This is a genomic window from Turicibacter sp. HGF1 (genome assembly GCF_000191865.1).
Taxonomy (GTDB): Bacteria; Bacillota_I; Bacilli_A; order MOL361; family Turicibacteraceae; genus Turicibacter; species Turicibacter sanguinis.
Genome location: NZ_AEXQ01000011.1, coordinates 1 through 25,607 on the forward strand (window position 1 = coordinate 1; position 25,607 = coordinate 25,607).

Sequence of the window (25,607 nt, forward strand, 5' to 3'; positions counted from 1 at the left end):
CAAGTTCTCATACGTAATATTTACATAAAAAAACATATCTAAGAACAGAAACTCATTCTGAGGTTAGATATGTTTTTTTTATGATCAGTGATTTCAATTCTTTTTATCCTATATTTCAAGGTTAGAAAGTCCTACTATAAACTGTAATCTAATGATGAAATTGTATCCATGGTGACAGTCACCCCTCCCACGAACACAATTACGATTACATTTAGCCAAAAATAAGATAAGCTAATCGGCTAATCCATCACTTAGTCCGTTAGAAATAACCTTTTTCTTCTAGTCAGATGATTTAACAACTTGATATCTAATCTCTCATTTACTTTAAGATTAGTCGTTTATCCTTCGTATTCAAACAAACAATGATGATTTTCCACCACTTCTTAATATTTTTTACCATAGGTATTTACTTATATATTTAATAATATATATGTATTTAACTTATAGAATAATAAATCGTATACTAATTATTGTAAAAAATAAATACTTTAATAAGGAGAGTTTAAGATGCACAATAAAAAAAAGGATTGGAAAATCTTATGGGAATTATTTAAATCTACCTTCATTTTAAGTGCTTCAACATTTGGTGGAGGTTTCGTTATTGTCTCGTTAATGAAAAAGAAATTTGTTGAAGAATTAGGCTGGTTAGAAGAAGATGAAATGCTTGATATTACAGCTATTGCACAATCTTCGCCTGGACCTATCCCAATTAATGCATCTGTCATTTTAGGATATCGTATGCAAGGAATTTTAGGCTCAATCGTTGCAATTGTTGGAACTTCAATTCCACCAATTGTCATTATCTCAATTATTTCATTATTCTATACACAATTTAGAGAAAGTAAAGTGATCGCAACGGCATTAATGGTAATGCGCGCAGGAGTAGCTGCCGTTATTTGTGATGTTGTTATCAAATTGGCTCAAAATGTTATTAAAACCAAAAATGCGGTATATATTTCATTAATGGTCATTACGTTCATTATGACTTACGTACTTGATATTAGTGCAATGACAGTTATTTTCTTATGTCTTGCAATTGGCTTTTTAAATCTTTTTATCGATTTAAAAAAATCTAAAAAACAAGGTATAGAGGGGGCGTAGATTAATGAATATTATCTGGATTTTATTTTTGAGTTTTATTCAAGTCGGTTTATTTAGTGTAGGTGGTGGATATGCAGCACTCCCATTAATTCAAAACCAAATTGTTAATATCCAAGGGTTAATGACCCTTCCTGAATTCGCCGATTTAGTAACTATTGCTGAAATGACACCTGGTCCTATTTCAATCAATGCTGCAACATTTGTTGGAACAAAATTAAATGGATTACCTGGTGCACTTATTTGTACTTTAGGGGTTATTATTCCATCGTTTATTATCTGTTTAACACTTGCGCACTTTTACTACAAATATCGTAACTTCTCAGGCGTTCAAACAATCTTATCTAGTTTACGTCCAGCTGTTGTTTCACTAATTTCATCAGCAGGTTTATCTATTTTAACATTAGCATTATTCCAAGCTGAGAAACATGAAATTATCTTATCTAACTTCCGTATTGTTGAATTTGCTTTATTCGTAGGAGGTTTAGTTGCTCTTCGTAAATTCAAGTTAAGTCCAATTCCAGTTATTTTCGGATCAGGTCTAATTGGAACAATCATCTATATGATTTTTTAAAGAATCTCTAAAAAACATTTTAAAGATTTAGACATAAATTTATTTTTATGGTACACGACAAATATTTCTCTAAACATAGATACTTCTTTTAGAGAAACTTCATGGAGTGTACCTTTTTTCAATTCTCGCTCTACCATAAGACGAGATAACACAGCTAATCCTCTTGATTCCAGTACTGCATCCTTAATTGCCCCCGTATCTGTACTACTCCATTTAATATCGACTTCTATCTGATTACTTTTCAGAATATTATCAAAAATTGTTTTACTTCCACTTCCCTCTTCACGAGAAATAATAGCCTCTCCTTGAAGTTCTTCAATACTAATTTCATCTCGATTATAAAATTTATGCCCTTTTCCAACTACCATAATTAACTTATCCTGATAAACAGGTTTCGAAATCAAATCTTTACTGGTCACGGTTCCCTCAACTAAGGCAACATCTAGTTCACTATCTAATAACATTTTTTCAATTTCCTTTGTATTACGAACATAAATCTGCGTTGTTATTTTATTATTTTCTTCTTCTAAATCATCCAGAATATGATTTAACAAACAACTTCCTACAGTAATAGATGCTCCAATACGCAAAGCAATATTGTCCGATTTATTCTTCATCATCGTTTCCATCTCATCAAAGGATTGAACAATATGAGTTGCATATCTTAATAAATACTCTCCACTTTCTGTCAAATATAACTTTTTTGATAAACGCTCAAATAATTTCACTCCATAATAATGTTCAATTTCTTTAATTGCTTGGCTAACCGATGGTTGTGTAATGAACAACTTCTCTGCCGCTGCACTCATATTCTTAAGTGATGCAACCATGATAAAAATTCGCAAATGTCTAATGCTCATACTATCTACTCCTCCTATCATAAACTTAAACCCTTTATAAAAAACATTGACTCTTTAAGCTTTCATATATCCCGATAACTCTATTCATGAATTTCTTTTATCTTAGATGTCTGCGAATCCATCTTATAGAAATAATAAAAATTGAATCGATCAGGCATCTCTTTTAAATACAACCATAGACTACACTCTTATATTAACATTAGAGTCCATCTGTGCAAGTTGTAATTTTCAGTGCTATTCATTTTTGTGATCATCATGACTTCTTAATTGACAGTATTAAATTAATCAGTTTAGACTCCAACAGAAAAAGATACTTAATTAAATGAATAAATATATTTAATCAGAAAACGTGAAAAATCTTATACTTTAGTCAACTTGATACGTTTAATTTAATTTTTTAGTTCATATAGAATTATACCAAAAGCTTTCTAAATTCAAACCGCTTATCGTAATCAAAATTTAATAGAAAGTGGATACTCATCTCCACCTTCATCACCTGTATTCATCGAGGATAATATCCCTTAAAGGGAACAGGCCCCCGCTCACAATTGTTGCAAAGAAATTGTACAAAAGAAAAACCATTATCTGAGTTCAGATTAAATCTGATTTGAGATAATGGTTTTTCTTTGATAATCGCTCTAAAATATTTTTTTATTAAGAAATTCTTTTCGTTTCACGAACATTTTTTTCTTTATTCATTTTAAGTATAGATAAAGAAGCAATTAATAGTCCTGCATACGCAATAACAGCAAATATAATCGAAGAAGTCCATGCTGTTGCCCATCCTGCCTTCTCTAAAATAAGACTGAAAATTGGGGTACCGACAGCAAAGCCAACGGCAAAGAATAATTGGATAAATCCAAGAATAGATCCATAGTCTCGATCTCCAAATAGTGAGCTTGTCATATAGGAAGGTCCCATGACATAAGAAAACATTGAGATTCCGAATGCACCTGTAAAGAGGTATCCAAGTGCATTTATTTTTCCGACAAATAATAAGCATAACCCTGCTATAATGACTAAAGTTCCGGCCAATAGGAATGATTTTGATAATCCTAGTTTATCAAAAAGAATCCCACCCAAAATGTTACCAAAGATCGAAAATAATCCGAACATAGAGGCTAATGTAGCTGATGAAATCAGTAATATTTTCTTTTCTTCTAAGCTTTGGAAATAAGGAATGAATTGTAAAGCAAATCCACTAACATAGAATCCGATGAAGATAAAAGAAGCCGCTATTAGCCAAAATTGAGGCATTTTAGTTGTTTCACCTACTGTATATCCCCAACTTATATGATGGGCTACATCTTCTTGCCCTTCTAATTTTTTCTTAGGAGCATTTGCGGCTAATTCATCTGCTGATTTAGGCAATCTGACAAGAAATATAGAGATTAATAATGAACCAATTAGTGCGATGAGTCCAAATCTTAAATAAGCTCCTTTATATCCTATATTTGGGTCAGTTAACCATTTACCTGCTAACGTTTGAAGAACTATATTACCTATTCCTCCACCGCAGAAGGCAATCCCAAGTGCTCTCCCCTTATTAACCTTAAACCAGGCATTTATCAGTGTAGGAACTCCAATTGCAGAAACAATAGCATTTCCGACTTGAACGATGGCAGCTATTATATAATAAGCAATTAGTTTATTGCCAGCTAGTGAGTATAACATAAATCCACCGCCGACAAATATAGAACCGATGATAAATAATAGTTTAACATTGACTTTAGTAAATATTTTTCCTATAAAAGGCGAACAAATAGCAGATACAACAGTCCCAATCGTAAAGATTAGGGTAAAGGATGCATAACTAAACCCTTCTCCATTAACAACATAGTTTGTAAAAGTAGGGGGTAAGTTAGAGGCGACTCCAAATGGTATGGCTTGAATAAGTAAACATGCTGCAACAATGACCCACCCATAAAAGAATTTATGTTGTTTGTTATTATTGAGAGTACTCATAAGTTAAATTCCTCCTTCATTAAAACCGACATATTTTTTATCAAGTAAATACGCTATCCATTGAAATATTTATGATTTAAATAAATTATTTCAATTAATTATAGTTTTAACAATAAGAGTAAAAAAATGTATTTTCAATTGATATATATCAAATTAAATATGACGAAAAATTTCTAAATAGGATTTAAGAGTATAGAATAAAGTTCTAGAAAATTAAAGTAATATCATTCCACGATTTCATGCGAATCGACCTTCATCTCATTCGATTTTTTAACAATGAAGGTTGTACTTACAAAAGATAGCTATTGAATCTTTTCATGCCACACTAATCTCAAGATCCCCATGGGATGGTCAACTCTAAACTAAACAACTTTTTTGTTACTAGAATAGATTTACTAATTTAAAATAAACGATGTAGATTTCAACCTGACTATCTAACAGAGCGAAATTTAATAATAATAATTATATAAGATATATTTATTTTTAATAATAGCTCTCGCTTGCCTCTTAATAGTGGATTATTTCCCTCTTGATTGGTAAGTATTCTCGCTCCATATTTAACATTGTTTAACTTCTGCTGGCTGATTATAAATAGAGCAACATAATAAAAAAGATTAATCTGACTGTCGTAACTACTGACTAAGTTGAGATTAATCTTTTTTATTTAGAAAATTGATGATTTTCGTTTATTTTTATATTCGTTTAAATTTCATTTTTTTCGTTGGAACATCGAGATATAAAACCCCCTGAGCAACCGTTCCATCGGTGAAGGTGACTTGTTTTGGTTCCGTTGTCTGCCCCCTTAACATTTGCTCCACATTTTCAATGGAAATCGGAGCACCAAAATAGGTTTTTCCGATAATAAATTGACAGCTTTTTTTATATTCAGGGCACATATAAAAGTTCCCTGTTTCATTTAATGTATTTCCACAGCTCGGACACTTTAAATGCAATTGTTTGGTTGGAACTTTAGGTCCTTCATCTTCAAAATGGAAAACCACTTGTTGTTTTTCAGCACTATAAATCACGGCTGCTTTCCATGTTTTTTTCTCACCATTCGCCTCTACTTTTTTAAAGGTTAGGATATTACTTGGTTTTCCTTGAAGAATTTTTTTCATATTGGCTTCTGAAATTTTCGTGCCAAGAATCGCTTTCCCACTAATAAAATCGCACGTTTTTTTATACTCCGTACAATAATAATAATTTTTACCTGCCGCTACCTTCTGACCGCATTTTGGACAGTTTCCAATCAACTTAATTTCAGAGTTTGTATACGTCGCTGCTACTCCATGAATTTGATACGTCATTTGTTTAAACTCTTCTGTGGCAACTTTAATATACTCAATCATTTCATGCCAAAACGTCATCGGTTCTAGCTGACAAGCTTCAATTGATTTTAATTTTTGTTCCCACTGTGCTGTTAATTCAGGAGAAGCAACGAGATGCCCGTTTAAATTTTGAATGATTGAAATTCCATAATCAGTGGCATAGAACGTTTTCTTTTTACGTTCAATCATTTTTAAATTAATTAATTTTTCAATAATCGAACCACGCGTTGCCGGAGTTCCAATTCCTTCACTCGATTTTAAAACATCTTTTAAATCTTTATCCTCTAGAAAACGTCCCGCATTAATCATTGCCTCAAGAATCGTGGCATCGTTATAGCGGCTTGGGGGAGTTGTGGCCTTCTCTATTAGTGTTGTTTCGGTTAAAGAAACCGGCTGATTTTCTAAAAGTGATGGCAAACTATTTTCACTAAATTTGGTTTTATATAAAACAGTATATCCCTTATCAACGACTTCATTTCCATTTGTCTTAAATTTTCGTCCACTACAATTTGTAATCACCGATGTTTTATTCACGACACTTGGAGGCATAAAAATAGCCACAAAACGCTTGGCTACTAAACTCATAATTTGTTGTTGTCGTTTGCTTAAGCGATTAAAATCTACTGGTTTCCCTGTTGGAATGATGGCGTAGTGATCACTAACCTTACTATCATCAACATACTTTTTATTTCTTGCCGTTTTCTCGATGACTCCCGCTTCATCTAAAATCGGCTGTACATACTTCAAAACATCCGGAATCTCTTTAATCGCCGCCAATAGTTGCGGGAATCGCTTCGCTTCATCTTGTGTGATATACGCTGAATCAGTACGCGGATAAGATAAGTATTTAGCTTCATAGAGTTCTTGAACAATGTCTAATGTTTCAGACATCGTAAAACTATACACCTTATTTGCCTCGCGTTGCAAATCAGCCAATGAATGCAAACTTGGAGCGTATTTCTTCTCCACCTTTTTTTCAACCTTTTCAATCATTCCTACATTCGGTAAGCTTTGAATTAACGCATCCGCTTTTTCTTTATCAAAAAACTTCGTTTCATTTTCATTATCATGATCGAAATACGTTCCTTTATACTCACCAAAATCAGCTTCAATTTCCCAAAATGGCTTCGGTTTAAAATCTTTTAACTCCATCTCACGCTGTGCAATCATATTTAATACGGGCGTCATCACACGTCCAAGTGGTAAAGCTTTACGTTGATTAGCCCCTATTGAAAAGGCACGCGTAAAATTCATCCCAATGAGCCAATCAAAATCAGCTCTTAATTTACTCGCATGAATCATATTTTTTAAACGTGGGGTATTCAAATCATCTTCCATGTGATTTAAGGCATCCATAATCGCCTGTTCTGTCATTCCATTATTCCAAAAACGTTTCACAGGCAAACGACAACCTAAGCTTTCATAAACCGAGTGAAATATTAATTGTCCCTCACGCCCCGGGTCACAACAGTTAATCAAATAATCATAGTTTCCCAATTCAATTGTTTTCTTAATATCTTGATAAATGTTGAAATAATCACCATTTTCAATGACCTTATATTTAAATTTTGATGGAATCATCGGCAATGTTTTTAAATCCCACTTTTCCCACTCCGGTGTATAATCACCCGGTGCAAGCAACGTCATCGTATGCCCTCGAAATGATTTAAAATCAATTTGGTCCGGAAAATTCATCATTTTATAAACAGCCTGAACTTCTCTCATTAATGACGGTTTTTCAGCAATCAATAAAGCTCTCGCCATGTTGAACCGCCTCCTTTTTTAAACGTATCCTTTTGTTTTTTAAACACAGAAGAATATTATATCACTGATAATCAAAAATTTCACATTGAAATTTTAAAGTTTCATTTGATACCTATCAAAAAAGCATCTCTTGATTTAAGGGATGCCACCGATGCTGATTAATGAAATAAATACTGATCAAAGCTACCTTTAAAAATGATTTCACTTTTTTCATTGAATAACGTGTATTCGTAAGCGTTAGAATTAAAGGAATAATAGGGTGACATTTGAATATTAAAAGTTTCATCAATCGTTATTCTTTGCTTGGTTTTGGCCGGAAGATTAAACGCTTGATTAATTATAACATCTTTCATTCCGACTGCCTCTTCCACAAACGTTGGCATTGTAATAGTTAAGTAAAACCATTGTTCTTCATTTGAACAGTTTTTCAGTTCTAGTTGTCCCTCTAACTTAAGCTCTGTTTCACGGCCATTCACAGATACATGAGATTCCTGACGATTTAAATAAATCGAACTTAAATCAGATGAAAAGCTTTTATACAGTTGGACAGTGAGATTTGCAGTATGAGTGCTAAGATTCAAAAACAAAAAAGTCGCTATGATACGTCGCCATCTTGTTTTGAAAAAAGCATTCTCTTTTTGGAGATTAAGCTGTTTAAAACAGGTATAAATAATGATCATCAAAAATATTCCGGCATAATGAAATGACCAATTCGCCCCGTGTAGCGGAACAAAAATTCGGTCGACACATGTATCCGGTATTTCATTGCTAGAGCCGGCTAAGATAAACATTAGAGCTAATATCACATAACAAATAACTTGTTTTTGATTCATTCCCATCCCCCTTTATCTTTTATTTATCCTCATCACATAATACCATGTTTTAGAAAAAAATTCATTCTATCCTTAAATAGTTTCTATTGATTATAGAAGCTATTCTTTTTATAGATTAAAAGGATAGCCAATGGCTATCCTTCTTGTTTGAACGCATGATTAATCGTAAAACTTAGGACATCTTAACTTGATGTGATAACAATTAGAAATTAACCAATTCGCTGACGTTAGCAACAAATGGTTTGTTCTCCATACAGGCCATTATAAAGAGCTAAATTTTTCTCTCCTGCTCACAAAATCCTGTCGTTTCAGCGTCTCCTGAATGAGGTTCCAATCCGATTTTTCATCCAATCATCTCTTTAAGAAACGTGGCACCTTCTTTTCGATTACGAAGAATAATCACGTTTTTATCAGATTGTTCACTTAATAGTTTTAAGTAGCGTTCTCGATTATTTTGGTTAAAGTTCCATACGAATTTTAAAAATTCGAAATCAAGTCTTTCAGGACAATTCCCCCCCATATCAGAACGAGTTTTTCCATAACCTTTGATAACACGTTTTAAAACTCCTAATAAGCACGTCCACCTTGAATAATCTAAGTAAATCACCGTATCACAATATTCTAGACGCATTGGAATCGTTCGATTGTAATTGCCTTCAATAATCCATTCTTCTTTTTGTAACTCTTCTAATAGTAACGAATCAAACGTCTCTTGCGGAACACATTCCCAATTTCCACACCAATTTAACACATCTAGATGAACAAGTGGTAATTTTAGTTTTTTAGCGAGTTGTTTTGATAAGGTTGATTTCCCGCTACCGCAGCATCCAATTACCATAATTTTTTTCATTTTTTCTTCCTCCAAGTAAGTAAAATGATGAAAGTTTCCCCTCATCTCTCATTGAAAATGATCATTCCTTATCCTAATCGCTAATCATTGGTTCTCAAATTAAAACTGCTTCTCATCATATTCCTCTTTTAAAATCGAATAATATTTACAGTCGACGAGTTGTCCTGCTTGATTTTTTGAAATTTTACGAAGTGTTCCTTCATAGGTAAGACCGCATTTTTCCATCACGCGTCCAGAAGCCGGATTTAACACATCATGACGCGCAGTTAGACGAGCAAAGCCAATCTCTTCAAACGCTAGTTTAATTAAGCCATTAAAAGCTTCAGTTACAATCCCCTGATTCCAATAATCACGACTAATACAATATCCCACTTCAGCATTTTCATCATGATTATTAATATTGAATAAACTCAAACTTCCAATCACTTCACCTGTTTTCTTTAACTCGATTGCCCATTGATAGTAGTCCTTATTTTTATACCCCTCTACCCACATCTGTAAAATGGTCTTCGTTACGAAAATATCGCTATGCGTTGGCCACGTTAAATATTTTGTGACTTCATCGTCTGATGCCCAGTTTTGATACATCATAGACGCATCGCTGATCTTGAATGGTCTTAAGATTAACCTTGGTGTTTCAATCACTTTTGTTCCTGTATGATTTAACATTCTATCCCTCCTCTGATTTTCCTTATTATACCATATAAGTTATCCACACACATTATTAAAACACGATAATTCCCATTCTCAAAAGACTTATTGCCGTCATTTAATGGAAATGATATTTGATTCGTAAATGAAAGCTAAGATCTTCTTTTAATGGGACTTTTCTTTGATAAATGCGATGAATCATGCTAAGTTCGTAACTCTGACTCCTTGATACCTCATAAAACAGAATCATCTGTTCAGCTTTTCAATCTTTTAACTTCACTCCATAGAAGTAAGATTCACGTTTCATATTTTTGGGTAACTAATGGATATTATTTTCGAATCACTATAACCCCCATTTTTAACCAACTGAAAAGAAGTACCTCCCTCATCAAATGCTTTAATTTCATCCTAACAGTCTATGCTTTTGAAGTAGGCCTTAAATCTCATTCTGAATAAATTCCACCCTTAAAGTTATCCATACCTATTATAAAATAAACAAAAAAACACCTCTAGGAAAGAGATGTCTGCTTAAAATCATTCATATGAGAGAGGGTCTATGATTCGACAATCTAACGATTCTTTCTAGTTAAGATTAGCGTCCACTTAATTAACAAATTTCATCGTCATGTTCATATTTCATGACATAAAACTCCCCGAGTCCTAAGTAGGTTTCTTGTTTCTTTTTCTCAATAATCTTAAAATTTTGTGACTGGTAGCATCTAATGGCACGTTCATTCCAAGTTCGTACCTCAAGTAAAAGTGGCAAATTAGCATGGCGCTTTTGGCTCTCCTTAATGGCGTACGCAATGATATCTCGTCCAAAACCTTGATTACAATAATCAGGGTGCACGCCCATGCCAAAGAACACATGATCCTCTTCACAAAGTAAGTTAATAAAACCGATGAGCTCACCCTCCTCCTGCGAAAATCCTAAGAAACGTTGGCGTTTCACTGCATCGCAAAGTGCGTAGTTTTGCGCCTTCATCTCATCCCAAGTTGGTAAATTATAAAGAGCATACTTTCCCTCATATCGCCAACTTGCAATCACTTTTGCTTGATCTTCTGTTAAAGCATGAGTCATTAGTTTCATTTTTTCTCTCCTTTTTCATTGAATTATTCTCTCTTTTTAGAAAAAGACGGCTTTCATAAACTCGCATTCTAGCAGGTTGAGTTCATCCATTTTTTCTAATGTCTTATGTTTTTCATAACTTACCTATCTGACATTAATCTCATAGCCATCCTCTTGAAACCTCAACCTCGTATCATGCGTCTGATTACTTTTAATATAACCACTCGCACCGACATTTACATCATACTTTTGATGTGAATGATCATAGAAAATCAAATCAGTATCAATCTCTTTAAATAACCCATCTAACGCCTGTGGTGAGTTATCCTTCTCAATGGCTTTAAAGGTTCCATCTTCTTACATAGCATCATGCATGAGGGCAACTTTTTAATACTCCCATAATGACCTGTAGTGCTGGCAGGTTTCTATGGCAATCAGATAGAACGACAAAATTCATGTTTCCCCTCCATTTATTTTACTTTTCTATTTTTATTCAGAAACGATTCAAATTATAACCGATATTTCGAAGTAAGCCTTCTCATATTTTACTTCTTTTCGTTCATGTTTTAAGACTTTACCCTCAAATAGCATTATCATCTAACTTGCCAATTCCATAACCTGTTACGATTCATTTATCCACAGCTATTATGACTGAGAATAAAAAAATAAGACCGGTAAAAGAACGGTCTTATTTCACACTAAAAGCATTTTGATAGGCTGGCATTTGACGAACTTGTACCAGTTCGTCATCCTTTTCCATATATTCTAATAAGCTTGGGCTCAGTTGATTAGCAATGATTAAATCTTCAAGTGCCGCTTCTTTGTTTTCCATTAACGCATAGCAACAAGCACGATTATAATATAAAACGGATACATTTGGATTATATTGAATCCCTTCTGTATAAATTTTAATACTTTCTAAATAGTCATGATATTCTTCTTTATATAAAATAGCTAAATTTAAATAGGTAAACGAATACTCAGGATTACTTTGCAGCGACTTACGGTAATAGCGAATCGATTCTTTGACTTGATTTAACTTACGACAAACGACTCCTAAATTAAATAATGCCGTGTAATCTGTTGGATCAAGACTATAGGCTTTATAAAAATAATGGTAAGCTTTTAAGTTTTGATTTTGAGCTTCATAAATACATCCCAGATTAATATAGGCATAAAAATAGTTTGGATCAAGTTCTAGTGTCTTTTCATAATGATAAATCGCTTTTTCAATTTCATCTGTTTCGTCATAAATGTTAGCTAAGAAAAAATGTGCTGCTTCGTATTCTGGATCAAGCTCGATTGTTTTTTGATAATAATAAATTGCTTTTTCATACTCTTCATCATCATCATAGATCGTAGCGATTCCATAATAAGAGGTTGGAAATTCACTGTCGATTTTAATCATCTCATAAAATAATTCAAGTGCTTTCTTACGATCATCGATTTCATCATATAAAAATGCTAAGTCTAACATTAAATCTAAATCTTCTGTCCCAAATGATGTATGGTAGGCATTATTAAAATGCTCTAATGCTTTCAAAACATTTCCTAATTCTAAATAATGCGAAGCCACCGCTTTTTGATTTAGATAATATTGATAATTTTCCTGCATTAGACCCCCTACCTTTCTTTTCTATCGTTTAAAGCTTTCTTTGACTAATACTTTACCACTTTGAACTTCATGATAGCTCAGTTCAAATGAAGTCTCACTAATCTCTAGTAAGGCATATGTTTTTTCTTTTGTATTTCTTGGTAAGACAACACTTCCAGGATTCATAAATAAAATGCCGTCTACCATTTCTGCCCCGATGCAATGAGAATGACCATAACATACGATGTTAGCATCCAATTCTCGTGCACGATAATAAAGTCTTGTTAATGAATATTTAACGTCGTATAGATGCCCGTGCGTTATGAATAAACGAGCACCAAGTGTAAGAGGTTCGATGCGTTCTTTTAATAAGTTTTTATCAAAATCACAGTTTCCTAAAACACTCAGATATTCGTTTAATAACGGATGATTTGCAGGTAACTGCGAATCTCCACAGTGAATAAGTAGGTCAGCGTCTAAAAGGTGGCGCTCACGTATTAATGATAAAGCGTTTGTATCGCCATGGCTATCACTTACAATGACAAGTAACATATCCGTCTCCTACATTAAATCCATTAAGACATTTTCTAACTTCTTGAAGGCATCCGCACGATGACTTAAGACGTTTTTTTCGCTTTTTGGAATCTCGGCCATTGTTTTTTGGATGGATGGTAGATAGAAGATTGGATCGTATCCAAACCCTTCGTTTCCTTGGCGATGTGTTAAAATTTGACCTTCACACTCTCCTCGAACGACGTATTCTTCACCATTTTCTGTGACAAGAGCAAGGGCACAAACGAAACGGGCACTACGATTTTTTTCTTCTATCCCTTCAAGCTCTGTTAAGACTTTATCAATGTTTTTGGCGTCATCACGATCTTCTCCAGCATAACGAGCACTATAAACACCTGGGCGTTTATTTAAGGCATCAACTTCTAGCCCTGAGTCATCTGCAATGACTAATTTTTTATATTTTTTTGCTATTTCACGCGCTTTGATTAAGGCGTTTTCTTCAAATGTCTCACCATTTTCCTCGATTTCAGTGACGTCACCTAAATCGAGTAATGATTTAACTTGAATGTTATAACGATTGAAAATATGTTCAAATTCTTTTGCTTTTCCACTGTTTTGTGTCGCAATGATGACTTCTTTCATATTTTAGTCTCCTATTAACCGATTTGTTTTTGAGCTTCAATTAATTGTTTAATTCCTTGGCTTGCAACGTCAAGCATTTGTAATAACTCAGCATGTGAGTACGTCGCCTCTTCACCTGTTCCTTGGATTTCAACAAATTGTCCGCTCTCAGTCATGATCACATTCATATCGACTTCTGCACTTGAATCTTCTTCGTAGTCTAAGTCTAAAATGACTTCACCATCTTTGATTCCAACTGAGATTGCCGCTAAATGTTCTTTAAGAGGAGATTCTTTTAAAACACCTTCTGCTACTAATTTATCGAAAGCTAATTTCATTGCCACAACTGATCCTGTAATAGACGCTGTACGTGTTCCACCATCTGCTTGAATCACATCACAGTCAATCCAAATCGTACGTTCACCTAGTTTTTCTAAATCAACAGCGGCACGTAAAGAACGACCGATTAAACGTTGAATTTCCATCGTACGACCTGATAATTTTCCACGAGCTGATTCTCGAACATTACGTGTATTCGTCGCGCGTGGTAACATAGAGTACTCAGCTGTAATCCAACCTTTTCCCTGTCCTCGCATAAAAGGGGGTAATTTATTTTCAATCGTTGCAGTGCAAATCACTTTTGTGTTTCCAACTGAAATTAAAACAGCTCCTTCTGGATGCATAATATAATTTGGAATGAATTCGACGGGTCTTAGTTCATTATTTTTACGTTCATTAGTTCTCATGTTTTATCACCTGCTTGTTGTTTTGAAACTGTCTTATTCATTATAACATATTCTATTTTGATATGGCGTCATTTACAGGTTCAAAAATATTACGACTTGTTGGAATAGCAACTGAACGTAAAGTATCATCAACAATTTTTGAGTTTCCATCGATTAAAACTGAGACAGCTTCAATTCCATCGAATTCTGTTAAGGTCATGACTAACTGTTCATGCATTAAAGAAGAAACAACGGTTTGGTTATTGTCATAGTATAAATCTGAACTAAAGTTAAGCGTAATGACTCCATTTTCAATCACTGGTTCTGTCATTAATGTCGTTTGGTTATCAAAGACGCTGATATACTCACCCCCCACTGATCCCTGGATTAATGAGTCGATGGCATAATTCACTGGATCTACGCTACTAGGGATTAATCGTGTGACTGGAACAAGTAATCCGTTTTGAGTGTCGTCTGTCATGAAATATAGCGTCACTAGTTGTGTGTTATCTAAATTATTCGTATCCATTTCTAGGTTTATTCCCATTTGGCGAGTCAGACCACGTTCAACAGCTAGGGTTCCATTTAGATTGGAAACGGGTTGTCCATCAATTTCAAATTTAACACGATCTACACCTTCAAGGCTAGTAAAGCTCCAGACTAAAGATTCAACAACTTGTTGCTCTTGACTAGCATCATAGTTAAGGAATTCTTTTGATAAATCTAACGTTAAGGTTCCATCGTTTAGGGTATAGTCATTTAGCACAGTCATCGGTGAAATCAAAGATGTCGTTTTAAGTGGTAATTGATTTGATTTAATGGTTAATAAATCGAATACCGCTTGAACTTGATCTGTTTCTTCCCCTTTTTCAACATATGTTTTAACCATATACCCTGAATCATGAAGAGCGTAAACTTCGTAACAGTCTTCACTGATTTCACTTGTTTGTAATGTACTTTGTTGATTCGTAATGTTTTGAACTAAGTTTTTGGTCGCTGGGTCTTCTCCACTTTTTGTTAAGTAATAGACGAATGCCATGGCTAAGACTGGTAGTGTCAATTTTTTCAACCAATTCGTTTTCATTGCTTTCACCTCGCTTGAATTTATATCTAACTATATGAGGGTATAAAAAAAAAGATAACCATTCTATCCATCAAACCAATGAGTCGTGAATACTTGTCATTTCCTCATTTGTTTTGATAAAAAGTTATCTTTTTTGAACTAACCTAAGCGATTATTCATGATATTTTGATAGTTTTCCTTAAATGGATACTGCTCATTCGCCAAAATAATCGATTTAAACTTATAAAAAATATTATGTAAAACTAAAGCATCGACAATCGCATCATGAATTTGCGTCCCAGTTAAAATTTCATAACTTCGAATGGCATTATATAGCCCAATATCTTGCCCGATTTGGTAATATTGTCGATGAATGCGTTGTAGGTCGATTAATTGATTGGTCTCAAATAAAGGTTTTACTCCATTAATCACATATGAGTTTTCCAAAATAAATCCATCAGAAACACCCCATACAATAAATAATGGGTTATATCGTGCAATGACTTCTTTAATGTAACCATAAAACTCTAAATAAGTAATGCCATATGCGACAGATGCATCTGTAATTTTTAAAAATTCTTGTGTTTTACCTGAAATTTGTGGGAAGATTGTTGGTTTTACATACGCTGAGAATTTTTCCACGAGATTTCCCTCGGCATCGGCTATGATTAATCCAAATTGAATAATTTCCGGTATGAATTTAGTTCCACGATATTCAGGTCCACTCATTGAAAATTCTAAATCTAAAAAGGCATAAAAAGGGGAGTCCATTAATAAATTAATGGTCTGTCTCAATTCATTTTTGACTTGTTGAGGATTCGCCATCTTTTTACGTGGATCACTTTTGATTCCTGTAATCACAAAATAAGATGCTTTTCCCAGTTTAAATTCGGTTGGATTATAAGAAAAATGCATAAAATCCCCTGGTTTAAAGTGACGTTTCACCAGTTCTAAGTATCGATGTGGCACGTAAAAATGTAAAAGTTGTCCATCGGTGTGCAAAGAAATTCGAGGAATTGATAAATTCATCGACTGAATTTTTCCTTTTAACTCTTTGGTTTTTTGAACGACTAATTCAAGATGATTAATCATTCCCGTTTGGTTTAAGCTATACTGAACGGTTTGTCCAATCATTGAGTTGGTCACATGTAATTTATTTTCATAAGAAAAACACGTTTCATTAATCCATATTTTATAGTCATTCATATTTATTTTTAAAATAACTCCGGTATGTCCGAGCATGATTACCACTTCCATCAAACAAATTCATCATCTTAGAAAAATATGATATTGTTATCACTTAGCGTGATTTCTCTATTCCCTTTTATTATAATACACTTTTTGGCTTTAATCTACTCGCGTTCAAACCTTTTTAAAGGAAGTGAATGATAATCCATCTATTTTAGTGGTAATGAAAATCACCACCAGTAGCTGGTGGTGATTTTTTATAACTCAATGACACCCAATTTCAAAAGCTCAATAATGGCCTGTGAGCGTCCTTTGACATTTAATTTTAGAATAACATTTGAGATATGATTTCTAACTGTTTTTTCACTGATTTTCAATTCTTCAGCAATTTCACTTGTTGTCATATTTCTAACAAGTAAATTGAAAATTTCTTGTTCACGTTTAGTTAAAATTGACTGACCTTTGTTCAACCTTTCTACCCCCATTCTTTTGAGGTAGTCATTATCCTCGAGCGATACGGCTCTTAAGTGAGCCTGTATCTAGTATATCTTATGTTTTTGTAGGGGAATAGTGATATAAATTGAGTGGTCCAAGTGACTATTTTTTCTGTATTTCTTCGGCGATAAACGTCTTAATTCTACGGATGACTTCAGCAGGAAAGCCAAGTTTTAAATAATCTTGTTCATCTGCTTCGACCATTCGTTCAAGTGTTCCAAAATTTTGAATTAATAATCGTTTACGTTTCGGCCCAACACCTGGAATTTCATCTAAAATAGACGTTAGCGTTCGCTTTTGAGCCGACTGATGATGAAATCCAATGACAAAGCGATGGACTTCATCTTGAATACGCGTTAAAAGTTGGAAGACATTTGAACGTGTCGGAAGTTTTATTTCTTCCATATCACGCCCATCTAGTAAGAATGATGTTCTATGTTTCTCATCTTTAACCAGTCCAACGACGGGGATGGTCATATTTAAGGAAGAGAGAACCTCTTGTGCAATAGCCACTTGTCCCTTTCCACCATCAATAACAATTAAATCTGGGGCTGGCAAATCTTCATTTAATACTTTAAAATAACGGCGATAAATGACTTCTCGCATTGCTTGATAGTCATCTCCATCCGATGTTGTTTGAATTTTATATTTTCGGTATTGTTTTTTATCCGGGCGTCCATCTGTAAACACAACCATCGCTGAGACGGCATCCATCCCCTGATGATGGGAGTTATCGAATGCTTCAATTCGATGTGGTGTTGGAATATTTAACACTTCTCCTAACCGTTCAACTGCTTTTAAGGTTCTCTCTTCTTGTTTTTCAATTAATTGGAGTTTTTCACTTAATGCCATTTCAGCATTTTTCATGGCTAGTTCAACTAATTCTTTTTTATCACCAATTTTTGGAACAATGACTTTGATATCTAATAATTGACTTAATAACTCTTGATTGAGTGTTGCTGGAATAAAAATTTCTTTCGGTTTTAAATTATTGCCTTGATAAAAGCGACCGATAAACGTTAAAACAGCTTCCTCTGTATCTTCAATGCCATCAAAAATAGACACTTCACGTTCAATGACCTTTCCTTGACGAATGAAGAAAACTTGGACACAAATTAATCCATTCATCGTATAATATCCAAACACATCTCGATCAATAAAATCATTCATCGTCATTTTTTGTTTCTCAACGGTCGCTTCAATGTTCGCGATTAAATCTCGGTATTCTTTCGCTCGCTCAAATTCTAACTTTTCAGCTGCTTCTTCCATTCGACTCACTAAATCTTTTTTAACATCGGAATAATCACCTTTTAAAAAACGTGTAATTTGTTCAATATACGGTTTGTAGTCTTCTGGTGTTATCTTAAATTCACAAGGTGCTAAACATTGATGAATATGATAATATAAACAAACCTTTTGAGGAATCGTATGGCATTTTCGTAACGGATATAATTTATTTAATAACCGAATGGTTTCATTCGCGGCACGAGCATTGGGATATGGACCAAAGTATTTACCTCCATCTTTTTTAATTTTACGGGTTGTCACTAGGCGAGGATGGACCTCGTTTGTAATTTTAATATACGGATAATGTTTATCGTCCGTCAACATGATATTGTACTTTGGATCATATTTTTTAATCAGATTGATTTCAAGAACTAGGGCTTCGAGTTCACTAGAGGTAATAATGTATTCAAAATCGACAATTTCACGAACTAATCGTGCTGTCTTCCCATTATGAGTTCCAATAAAATAAGATTTAACGCGATTTTTTAAACGTTTCGCTTTTCCAACATAGATGACTTGTCCTTTGGCGTCTTTCATCAAATAACAACCAGGATTCATCGGAAGGATGGCTAACTTATCTTTAATTAATTGATTCATTCAGGTCCCACCTTTTAATTCTACTAAAAAATCCTAGGATTTCGATAGTTTTTATACTAACAAAGATTCTAGGATTAGTCTATCTTGAAATAGAGATATAATTCATAAATAAATTAAGAGTCTTAGTTGCTAAATCTTTTTGGTAATAGGGTCCCACCACACGATTTATTTCCATCTTTGGTGGGGTGACATTGTATAGGGGATACCTGCCTACGAAGTGCTATCCTCAACCAATAGGGGCATAAACTAAACATTGTCTAAGTTTGAAAAACTTAGTTGGACTTATATCTCCGAATATGTTAATGATTATTTCAAATTATAAGCTAAAAACGGACGTTCTTCATTTTCATTTACTAATTTATAAATCACTTGATTTCCTTTTAAAATCTTTTTAATGGATTGATAGATTTTAATTTTATATTCCTTTCGTCCTTGTTCATCTTGAGCAATATCATAATAAAGCTTCAATTGATTGTTCTCAAAGATTAATTCGTATAAATCAATGTTATGTTGAGAATGGACAATCGCAATCGTCATTTCATCATCGATTTCTCGTCGTATATTTTTATAAAATTCTTCTAGTCTTGCTAAGTTAATAATGGTATCACCTTGCTGAATGACATCTCCAGCTTCTGTTCCGACTACTATATCATATGATGATACCGTGATAGCAGATGAATCAAATTCTCCATTTATAAAGAACCAACTAAATCCTGCTAAAATGATACTAATACAAATCCCCATAATTATTTTTTTCGCCATTTTTTCTCACCTATTTTGTCAGTTATCATGTTATTTTATCATTTTTTCAATGTCGAAAACAAGGGGATCTTAAGTTTTAAACTATAAAAAAGGTGCCTTCTAAAAGAAGGCACCTTTTCATGACTACATTTTACCTTGACGACGTAACTCATTTAACATCGTGTCAATTTTATTACCATATTCAATTGATTCATCAATTTCAAAAATCAATTCAGGCACTTTACGGATTGATAATCGTTTACTTAATTCTGAGCGGATAAATCCTTTTGAGCGAATTAATGCTTTAGTCGCAGCTTCACGACGATTTTCTCCACCAAGGACTGAATAGTAAATTTTACAGAATGATAAGTCATTAGTCACTTCTGCTCCTGTAACTGTTACAAATCCTATTTTTGTATCTTTAATCTCGTTCATGATGATATCAGTTACATCACGTTCGATTTGTTTTGAAATTTTCTGCACTCTAATGCGTGACATCCAAATCACCCTTTTTATCTAAAATACAATGACTAAGCGCGTTTTACTTCTTCCATAACGTAAGCTTCGATGATATCTCCTTCTTTGATATCATTGAAACGGTCGATTGTAATTCCACACTCGTAACCGTAGTTAACTTCTTTAACTTCATCTTTGAAACGTTTTAATGATCCTAATTCACCTTCAAAAACAACAATTCCATCACGGATAACACGTACGCTTGCGTTACGAGATACCGATCCATCCGTTACATAACATCCTGCAATTGTTCCAACTTTTGAAACTTTGAATGTTTGACGAACTTCTAACTGTCCTGTTACTTTTTCTTCGAATACTGGATCTAAAAGACCTTTCATTGCTGCTTCGATTTCATCAATTACTTTATAAATAATTGAATGTAAGCGAATATCTACTCCTTCAGCTGCCGCTTGTTGGCGAGTTGCTGCTGATGGACGAACGTTAAATCCAATAATGATTGCTCCTGAAGCTGATGCTAATGTTACATCTGTTTCAGTAATTGTTCCAACTGATGCACGAATAATGTTAATTTTTGCACCTTCTACATCAATTTTTTGTAATGAACCGCTTAATGCTTCAACTGAACCTTGAACGTCACCTTTGATGATTAAGTTTAATTCTTTTAACTCACCCTCTTGAATTTGAGAGAATAAATCATCTAATGAAACAGCCTTACCAGCTTTGTTTCCAAGTTCACGAGCATTAGCTGTACGTTGTTCTGCAATTTGGCGGGCTTCTTTTTCACTTGGGAATACCATGAAGCGATCTCCAGCTTGTGGCACATCATTTAATCCGGTAATTTCAACTGGAGTTGATGGTCCCGCTGCTTCAATACGTTTATTTAAATCATCTACCATCGCACGAACACGTCCATGAGTGTTACCTACAACGATTGAATCTCCAATACGTAATGTTCCATTTTCAACTAATAATGTTGCAACTGGTCCACGACCTTTATCAAGTTTCGCTTCGATTACAGTACCTGTCGCTAAACGTTTTGGATTCGCTTTTAACTCAGCCATTTCAGATACTAAGTTAATCATTTCAAGTAATTCATCAATTCCTTCACCTTGTAATGCTGAAAGACGAACGAAGATGGTATCTCCTCCCCACTCCTCAGCAAGTAAGTTGAAGTTTGTTAATTCTTGCATTACGCGATCTGGGTTCGCTGTTGGTTTATCCATTTTATTAACCGCAACGATAATTGGAACTCCAGCTGCTTTTGCATGATCGATTGCTTCTTTTGTTTGAGGCATCACCCCATCATCTGCTGCGACAACAAGAACACAGATATCTGTAACTTGTGCTCCACGAGCACGCATTGAAGTGAAGGCAGCATGTCCTGGTGTATCTAAGAATGTAATCACATTTCCATTATGATTTACTTGGTATGCACCGATATGTTGTGTGATTCCTCCAGCTTCTCCAGTTACAACACGCGAGTTACGAATCGCATCTAATAAAGTTGTTTTACCGTGGTCAACGTGTCCCATGATTGTCACAACTGGTGGACGTTTTTCTAAATCTTCTTCTGAATCTTCTAAAACGATTTTTTCAAATTCAATCACATCTGTAAAGATTTTATCTTTAACTTCGAATCCAGCTTCTTCAGCTACTAATTCAACTGTTTCACGATCTAATGTTTGGTTAACTGTTGCCATCATTCCAAGCATTAATAATTGTTTTACGATTTCTCCAGTTGATTTTCCAAGACGTTCTGCTAATTCACCTACTGTTAAATCTTCACTATAGTAAACAATGTTTGCTTCAGCATCTTCTTTAACTGGAACGTTTGCGATACGATCGCTTTTTTCATTTTTAATTTTCTTTTGATTTGAACCTTTTTTCTTTTTAGTGATTTTTGGACGGTTAACTTCTAAATAATCATCGTATTTAAATAAATCGTCTGTCTCATTTGTTGTTTCTTTTTCTGTGTTGTTTACATCTTCGATTTTTGAACCTTGTTCGTTTTTAAAATTTTTATCTAGCATCAATATAACATCGTCTCCTAACACTGACATATGACTTTTTACTGAGATGTTGTTTTCTTCTAAAACTTGCAACACCTCTTTACTTGAAACATTAAATTGTTTTGCATATTCGTGAACCCTCATTATGTCACCTCTCTCTTATGCATTCATTTTCTTACTTAATGCTTTTGCAAAGTTGGGATTGGTAATTCCGACAACTTTTCGGAATTCCTTTCCTAAGGCATGACCTAATTCTAAGCTGTCGGCTTTTTGCACACATTCAACATTATAAAAGCGACATTTATCCGTTACTTTTTTAAACGTATTAGCTGACGTATCTTCAGCTAAGATAACTAAATGCACTTTTTTAGCTTGAATTGCCTGCACTACCATTTGTTCACCTGTGATAACCGCTCCTGCACTTAATGCTAAGCCAAGAAAACTTAACCACTGTTGATTCATTCACATCACCTATTTCATTTGCTTCCCTGCTAATTGCTCTAATTCTTCATAGATAGTCTCTGGGACTTCAACTTCTAAATGACGACTTAAAACATTTTTCTTTTTAGCTAAAGCGACAACTTCAGGTGTTAAATGAAGATAAACACCACGTCCATTTTTCTTTCCAGTTGGATCAACTGACACTTCGCCATCGGTTCCACGAACCACACGAATTAAATCTTTTTTCGGTTGTTGTTCACCTGTAATGACACACTTACGCATAGGGATTTTCTTTTGTTTCATTGAGCGACCTCCTTGCGCGATTTAGAATTATAATTCAATACCTAAATTATCTGCTTCTGATTCAGGTTTGATATCAATTTTCCATCCTGTTAATTGAGCAGCTAAACGAGCATTTTGTCCACGCTTACCAATTGCTAATGATAATTGGTTATCTGGAACAAGGACAACTGTTGCTTTTTTTGCTTCATCCACGACAACTTTTGACACTTGAGCTGGACTTAAAGCATTTGCCACTAATACAGCTGGATCTTTAGAGAATTGAATGATATCAATTTTCTCACCGTTTAACTCGTCTACAATGTTTTGAACACGTTGTCCTGATGGACCTACACATGCTCCTACTGGATCGACATTTTCATCTTCTGAAGCCACACAGATTTTTGTACGATCTCCAGCATCACGTGCAACAGACATAATTTCAACTGTTCCATCATAGATTTCTGGGACTTCTAATTCAAATAAGCGTTTAATTAAGTTTGGATCTTTACGTGATACATATACCACAGGTCCTTTATTTTTTGACTCAATTTTACTAATGTACACTTTAATACGAGAATTTGGTTTGATTTCATCTGGATTCATAATTTCACGTATTGGAAGTAATGCCTCAATTTTTCCTAAGTCTACAAAAACATGTTTCCCATCATCTTTTACAACAATTCCAGTTACAATTTCACCTTCACGATCTTTGAACTCCTGGAATAAGTTATCACGTTCTGCTTGACGAATACGTTGTTTCACGACTTGTTTAGCTGTTTGAGTCGCGATACGTCCAAAATCTTTAGGAGTTACTTCGAAGTTGATGATATCCCCTTCTTGATAGTGTGGATTTAATCGCATTGCTTCATCTAAGCTAATTTGTTCTTGTGGTCTTGTCACTTCTTCAACCACTGTTTTTTGTTGATATAATTTCACTGTTCCAGTGACTTCGTTAATCTCAACTTTAACATTTGTCGCTTGATTAAAATTCTTTTTATAAGCACTGATTAATGCATGCTCAAATGCCTCAATAATAATATCCTTAGAAATACCTTTTTCTTTTTCAAGTAATTCTAGAGCAGCAAAAAACTCTTTCGTATTCATCCTTTTTTATCCTCCTTAAAATTTAATCGCAAGACGAACCTTCGCAGCTTTATCATAAGGTATTTCAACTACCTTTTTACGTGTTTTCACTAAAACTTCAAGAGTTAAAATATCCTCTTCAAATTTTATTAGATGTCCTTCAAACTCTTTTTGTCCATCAATTGCTTTATACGTCTTTACATTAATATACGCACCAATTGATTCAGCAACGGCTTCTTTTGTTTTTAAAGGACGTTCAGCGCCTGGTGATGAAACCTCTAACATGTACTCATCTTCAATATAATCATGTTGATCTAGTTTCTCGCTTAGTGCTTCTGCTACATCAGCACATTGATCGATGTCGATTCCTTCTGGTGTATCAACATACACGCGCAAAAAGAAGTTTTGACCTTCTTTTACATACTCAACATCAACTAATTCAACATTATTAGCTTCACAAATTGGTTTAACTAATTCTTCTGTTTTTGCAACGATATTTGACATTAGAATTTCACCGCTTTCAAACATTTTGACCATAATACAAAAGAGTGGGAAGCCCCACTCTTACACGCAATACTATGTGAAAATATTGTAACACAATTTATATCGAGAGTAAAGTATATGATGAATAATTGTGTTGTTCACTATTTAGTATGGGAAACATTCACCCTTATTATTGACGAAAACGATACATTATAATACTTCCAGCAATCGAAACATTCAAAGATTCAATATTTTCACTCATTTCAATAAAAATATTTCCATCTGTCAAACTTAATAACTCTTTTGAAACGCCACTTCCTTCATTTCCAAGAATGAAAGCCATTTTCATCGTTTCTTCTATTTCATTTAAAGGACGACCATTTTGAAGACTCGTTCCATAAATTCGAACCCCTTGTTCTTTTAATGATGTCACAGCTTCTTCTAAGTTTTGATTCAAAATAGGTAATTTAAAAATGGCACCTTGCGTTGAACGAATCACTTTCTCATTATATAAATCAACGCATCCATCTCCAAGAATGACTCCATCAAATCCAAATGCGACCGCACTTCTTAGTAATGTTCCTAAGTTGCCTGGATCTTGCACTCGATCAAGTAATAGCAAACGATGTTGGTTTTTAATGTTCATTGTTTTCATTTCACAGACAGCCATGATCGGTTGGGGTGTTTCGGTTGAAGCAATTTGGTCGAATAAATTTTCTTTTAAAAGATAAATATTTGAAACGGCATGATAATCTTCGTTTAAATGAAGAGTTGTTCCTTCTTTAACTAAGACTTCTTTCACGACATTCATTTTAATAGCTTCTAAAACTAAGTGTTCCCCTTCGACAATGTACTCAAGAGATTGGTATCGATATTTTTTTTGTTTTAGTTTCGCCCATTTTTTAAATTTAGGGTTATTATTTGATTCAATTAACATCTCATCACCTATTATATTGATTGTTTATTTAATTCGTCTTCTTTACTATACACTATTTTTGAATCTTACAACTGATTTT

At 34.0% G+C, this 25,607-nt stretch carries 25 protein-coding genes; 2 read left to right on the forward strand and 23 right to left on the reverse strand.

Translation table 11 applies throughout. The annotated features are described in order from the left end of the window. Positions 1–507: 507 nt before the first annotated feature. Entirely contained in the window at positions 508–1,101 is a 594-nt protein-coding gene (locus HMPREF9402_RS01020; RefSeq protein ID WP_006783215.1) for a chromate transporter, read from the forward strand. Positions 1,102–1,105: 4 nt separating this feature from the next. After that, positions 1,106–1,672 (forward strand): chromate transporter, encoded by a 567-nt coding sequence (locus HMPREF9402_RS01025; RefSeq protein ID WP_006783216.1) that lies wholly within the window; start codon positions 1,106–1,108, stop codon positions 1,670–1,672. Here HMPREF9402_RS01025 and HMPREF9402_RS01030 read toward each other — a convergent pair. The 23 genes from HMPREF9402_RS01030 to HMPREF9402_RS01140 all read right to left on the reverse strand — a co-directional run bounded on the left by HMPREF9402_RS01030 (position 1,669) and on the right by HMPREF9402_RS01140 (position 25,528). Then, complete coding sequence (locus HMPREF9402_RS01030) at positions 1,669–2,532, reverse strand: LysR family transcriptional regulator (RefSeq protein ID WP_006783217.1); 864 nt, start codon at positions 2,530–2,532, stop codon at positions 1,669–1,671. The genes HMPREF9402_RS01025 and HMPREF9402_RS01030 overlap by 4 nt on opposite strands. 654 nt (positions 2,533–3,186) lie before the next feature. After that, positions 3,187–4,497: a conjugated bile salt MFS transporter gene (locus HMPREF9402_RS01035; protein WP_009606217.1), complete on the reverse strand. Its 1,311-nt coding sequence runs from the start codon at positions 4,495–4,497 to the stop codon at positions 3,187–3,189. 692 nt (positions 4,498–5,189) lie between these two features. Next, positions 5,190–7,589 (reverse strand): type IA DNA topoisomerase, encoded by a 2,400-nt coding sequence (locus tag HMPREF9402_RS01040; RefSeq protein ID WP_009606218.1) that lies wholly within the window; start codon positions 7,587–7,589, stop codon positions 5,190–5,192. Positions 7,590–7,747: 158 nt separating this feature from the next. Continuing rightward, on the reverse strand, positions 7,748–8,422 hold the full coding sequence (locus HMPREF9402_RS01045) for a hypothetical protein (RefSeq protein WP_006783220.1): 675 nt from the start codon (positions 8,420–8,422) through the stop codon (positions 7,748–7,750). 343 nt (positions 8,423–8,765) lie between these two features. Continuing rightward, the gene (locus tag HMPREF9402_RS01050) at positions 8,766–9,272 is read right to left on the reverse strand and encodes a hypothetical protein (protein ID WP_006783221.1); all 507 of its coding nucleotides are present in this window, start codon (positions 9,270–9,272) and stop codon (positions 8,766–8,768) included. A 99-nt stretch (positions 9,273–9,371) separates the two neighbouring features. Further along, positions 9,372–9,941: a GNAT family N-acetyltransferase gene (locus HMPREF9402_RS01055; RefSeq protein WP_006783222.1), complete on the reverse strand. Its 570-nt coding sequence runs from the start codon at positions 9,939–9,941 to the stop codon at positions 9,372–9,374. Positions 9,942–10,530: 589 nt separating this feature from the next. After that, positions 10,531–11,013: a GNAT family N-acetyltransferase gene (locus HMPREF9402_RS01060; RefSeq protein WP_009606222.1), complete on the reverse strand. Its 483-nt coding sequence runs from the start codon at positions 11,011–11,013 to the stop codon at positions 10,531–10,533. A 667-nt stretch (positions 11,014–11,680) separates the two neighbouring features. Continuing rightward, complete coding sequence (locus HMPREF9402_RS01065; RefSeq protein ID WP_006783224.1) at positions 11,681–12,607, reverse strand: tetratricopeptide repeat protein; 927 nt, start codon at positions 12,605–12,607, stop codon at positions 11,681–11,683. A 21-nt stretch (positions 12,608–12,628) separates the two neighbouring features. Next, positions 12,629–13,138 (reverse strand): metallophosphoesterase, encoded by a 510-nt coding sequence (locus HMPREF9402_RS01070; protein ID WP_006783225.1) that lies wholly within the window; start codon positions 13,136–13,138, stop codon positions 12,629–12,631. 9 nt (positions 13,139–13,147) lie between these two features. Further along, positions 13,148–13,741 carry an XTP/dITP diphosphatase gene (locus HMPREF9402_RS01075; RefSeq protein ID WP_006783226.1) on the reverse strand — a complete coding sequence of 198 codons (594 nt, stop codon included), beginning with the start codon at positions 13,739–13,741 and terminating at the stop codon, positions 13,148–13,150. Positions 13,742–13,755: 14 nt separating this feature from the next. Further along, positions 13,756–14,466 carry a ribonuclease PH gene (rph, locus tag HMPREF9402_RS01080; RefSeq protein ID WP_006783227.1) on the reverse strand — a complete coding sequence of 237 codons (711 nt, stop codon included), beginning with the start codon at positions 14,464–14,466 and terminating at the stop codon, positions 13,756–13,758. Positions 14,467–14,518: 52 nt separating this feature from the next. Next, a complete protein-coding gene (locus HMPREF9402_RS01085) occupies positions 14,519–15,529 on the reverse strand; it encodes a GerMN domain-containing protein (protein WP_006783228.1) in 1,011 nt (336 codons plus the stop codon). A 138-nt stretch (positions 15,530–15,667) separates the two neighbouring features. Next, on the reverse strand, positions 15,668–16,765 hold the full coding sequence (locus HMPREF9402_RS01090) for an exonuclease domain-containing protein (protein ID WP_006783229.1): 1,098 nt from the start codon (positions 16,763–16,765) through the stop codon (positions 15,668–15,670). 188 nt (positions 16,766–16,953) lie between these two features. Then, on the reverse strand, positions 16,954–17,166 hold the full coding sequence (locus HMPREF9402_RS01095) for a helix-turn-helix domain-containing protein (protein ID WP_006783230.1): 213 nt from the start codon (positions 17,164–17,166) through the stop codon (positions 16,954–16,956). A gap of 127 nt (positions 17,167–17,293) precedes the next feature. After that, complete coding sequence (gene uvrC / locus HMPREF9402_RS01100) at positions 17,294–19,075, reverse strand: excinuclease ABC subunit UvrC (protein ID WP_009606216.1); 1,782 nt, start codon at positions 19,073–19,075, stop codon at positions 17,294–17,296. Between the two features lie 306 nt (positions 19,076–19,381). Further along, positions 19,382–19,837 (reverse strand): DUF4362 domain-containing protein, encoded by a 456-nt coding sequence (locus HMPREF9402_RS01105; RefSeq protein ID WP_009606220.1) that lies wholly within the window; start codon positions 19,835–19,837, stop codon positions 19,382–19,384. A gap of 123 nt (positions 19,838–19,960) precedes the next feature. After that, positions 19,961–20,314: a 30S ribosome-binding factor RbfA gene (gene rbfA, locus HMPREF9402_RS01110; RefSeq protein WP_006783233.1), complete on the reverse strand. Its 354-nt coding sequence runs from the start codon at positions 20,312–20,314 to the stop codon at positions 19,961–19,963. 32 nt (positions 20,315–20,346) lie between these two features. Next, entirely contained in the window at positions 20,347–22,446 is a 2,100-nt protein-coding gene (gene infB, locus HMPREF9402_RS01115) for a translation initiation factor IF-2 (protein WP_006783234.1), read from the reverse strand. 15 nt (positions 22,447–22,461) lie between these two features. Continuing rightward, the gene (locus HMPREF9402_RS01120; protein ID WP_006783235.1) at positions 22,462–22,764 is read right to left on the reverse strand and encodes a L7Ae/L30e/S12e/Gadd45 family ribosomal protein; all 303 of its coding nucleotides are present in this window, start codon (positions 22,762–22,764) and stop codon (positions 22,462–22,464) included. A gap of 9 nt (positions 22,765–22,773) precedes the next feature. Continuing rightward, a complete protein-coding gene (gene rnpM / locus HMPREF9402_RS01125) occupies positions 22,774–23,046 on the reverse strand; it encodes an RNase P modulator RnpM (protein WP_006783236.1) in 273 nt (90 codons plus the stop codon). A gap of 27 nt (positions 23,047–23,073) precedes the next feature. Further along, positions 23,074–24,129: a transcription termination factor NusA gene (gene nusA, locus HMPREF9402_RS01130; protein WP_006783237.1), complete on the reverse strand. Its 1,056-nt coding sequence runs from the start codon at positions 24,127–24,129 to the stop codon at positions 23,074–23,076. Between the two features lie 15 nt (positions 24,130–24,144). Next, the gene (gene rimP / locus HMPREF9402_RS01135; protein ID WP_006783238.1) at positions 24,145–24,612 is read right to left on the reverse strand and encodes a ribosome maturation factor RimP; all 468 of its coding nucleotides are present in this window, start codon (positions 24,610–24,612) and stop codon (positions 24,145–24,147) included. Positions 24,613–24,781: 169 nt separating this feature from the next. Next, positions 24,782–25,528 carry a TrmH family RNA methyltransferase gene (locus tag HMPREF9402_RS01140; RefSeq protein ID WP_006783239.1) on the reverse strand — a complete coding sequence of 249 codons (747 nt, stop codon included), beginning with the start codon at positions 25,526–25,528 and terminating at the stop codon, positions 24,782–24,784. Positions 25,529–25,607: the final 79 nt, after the last annotated feature.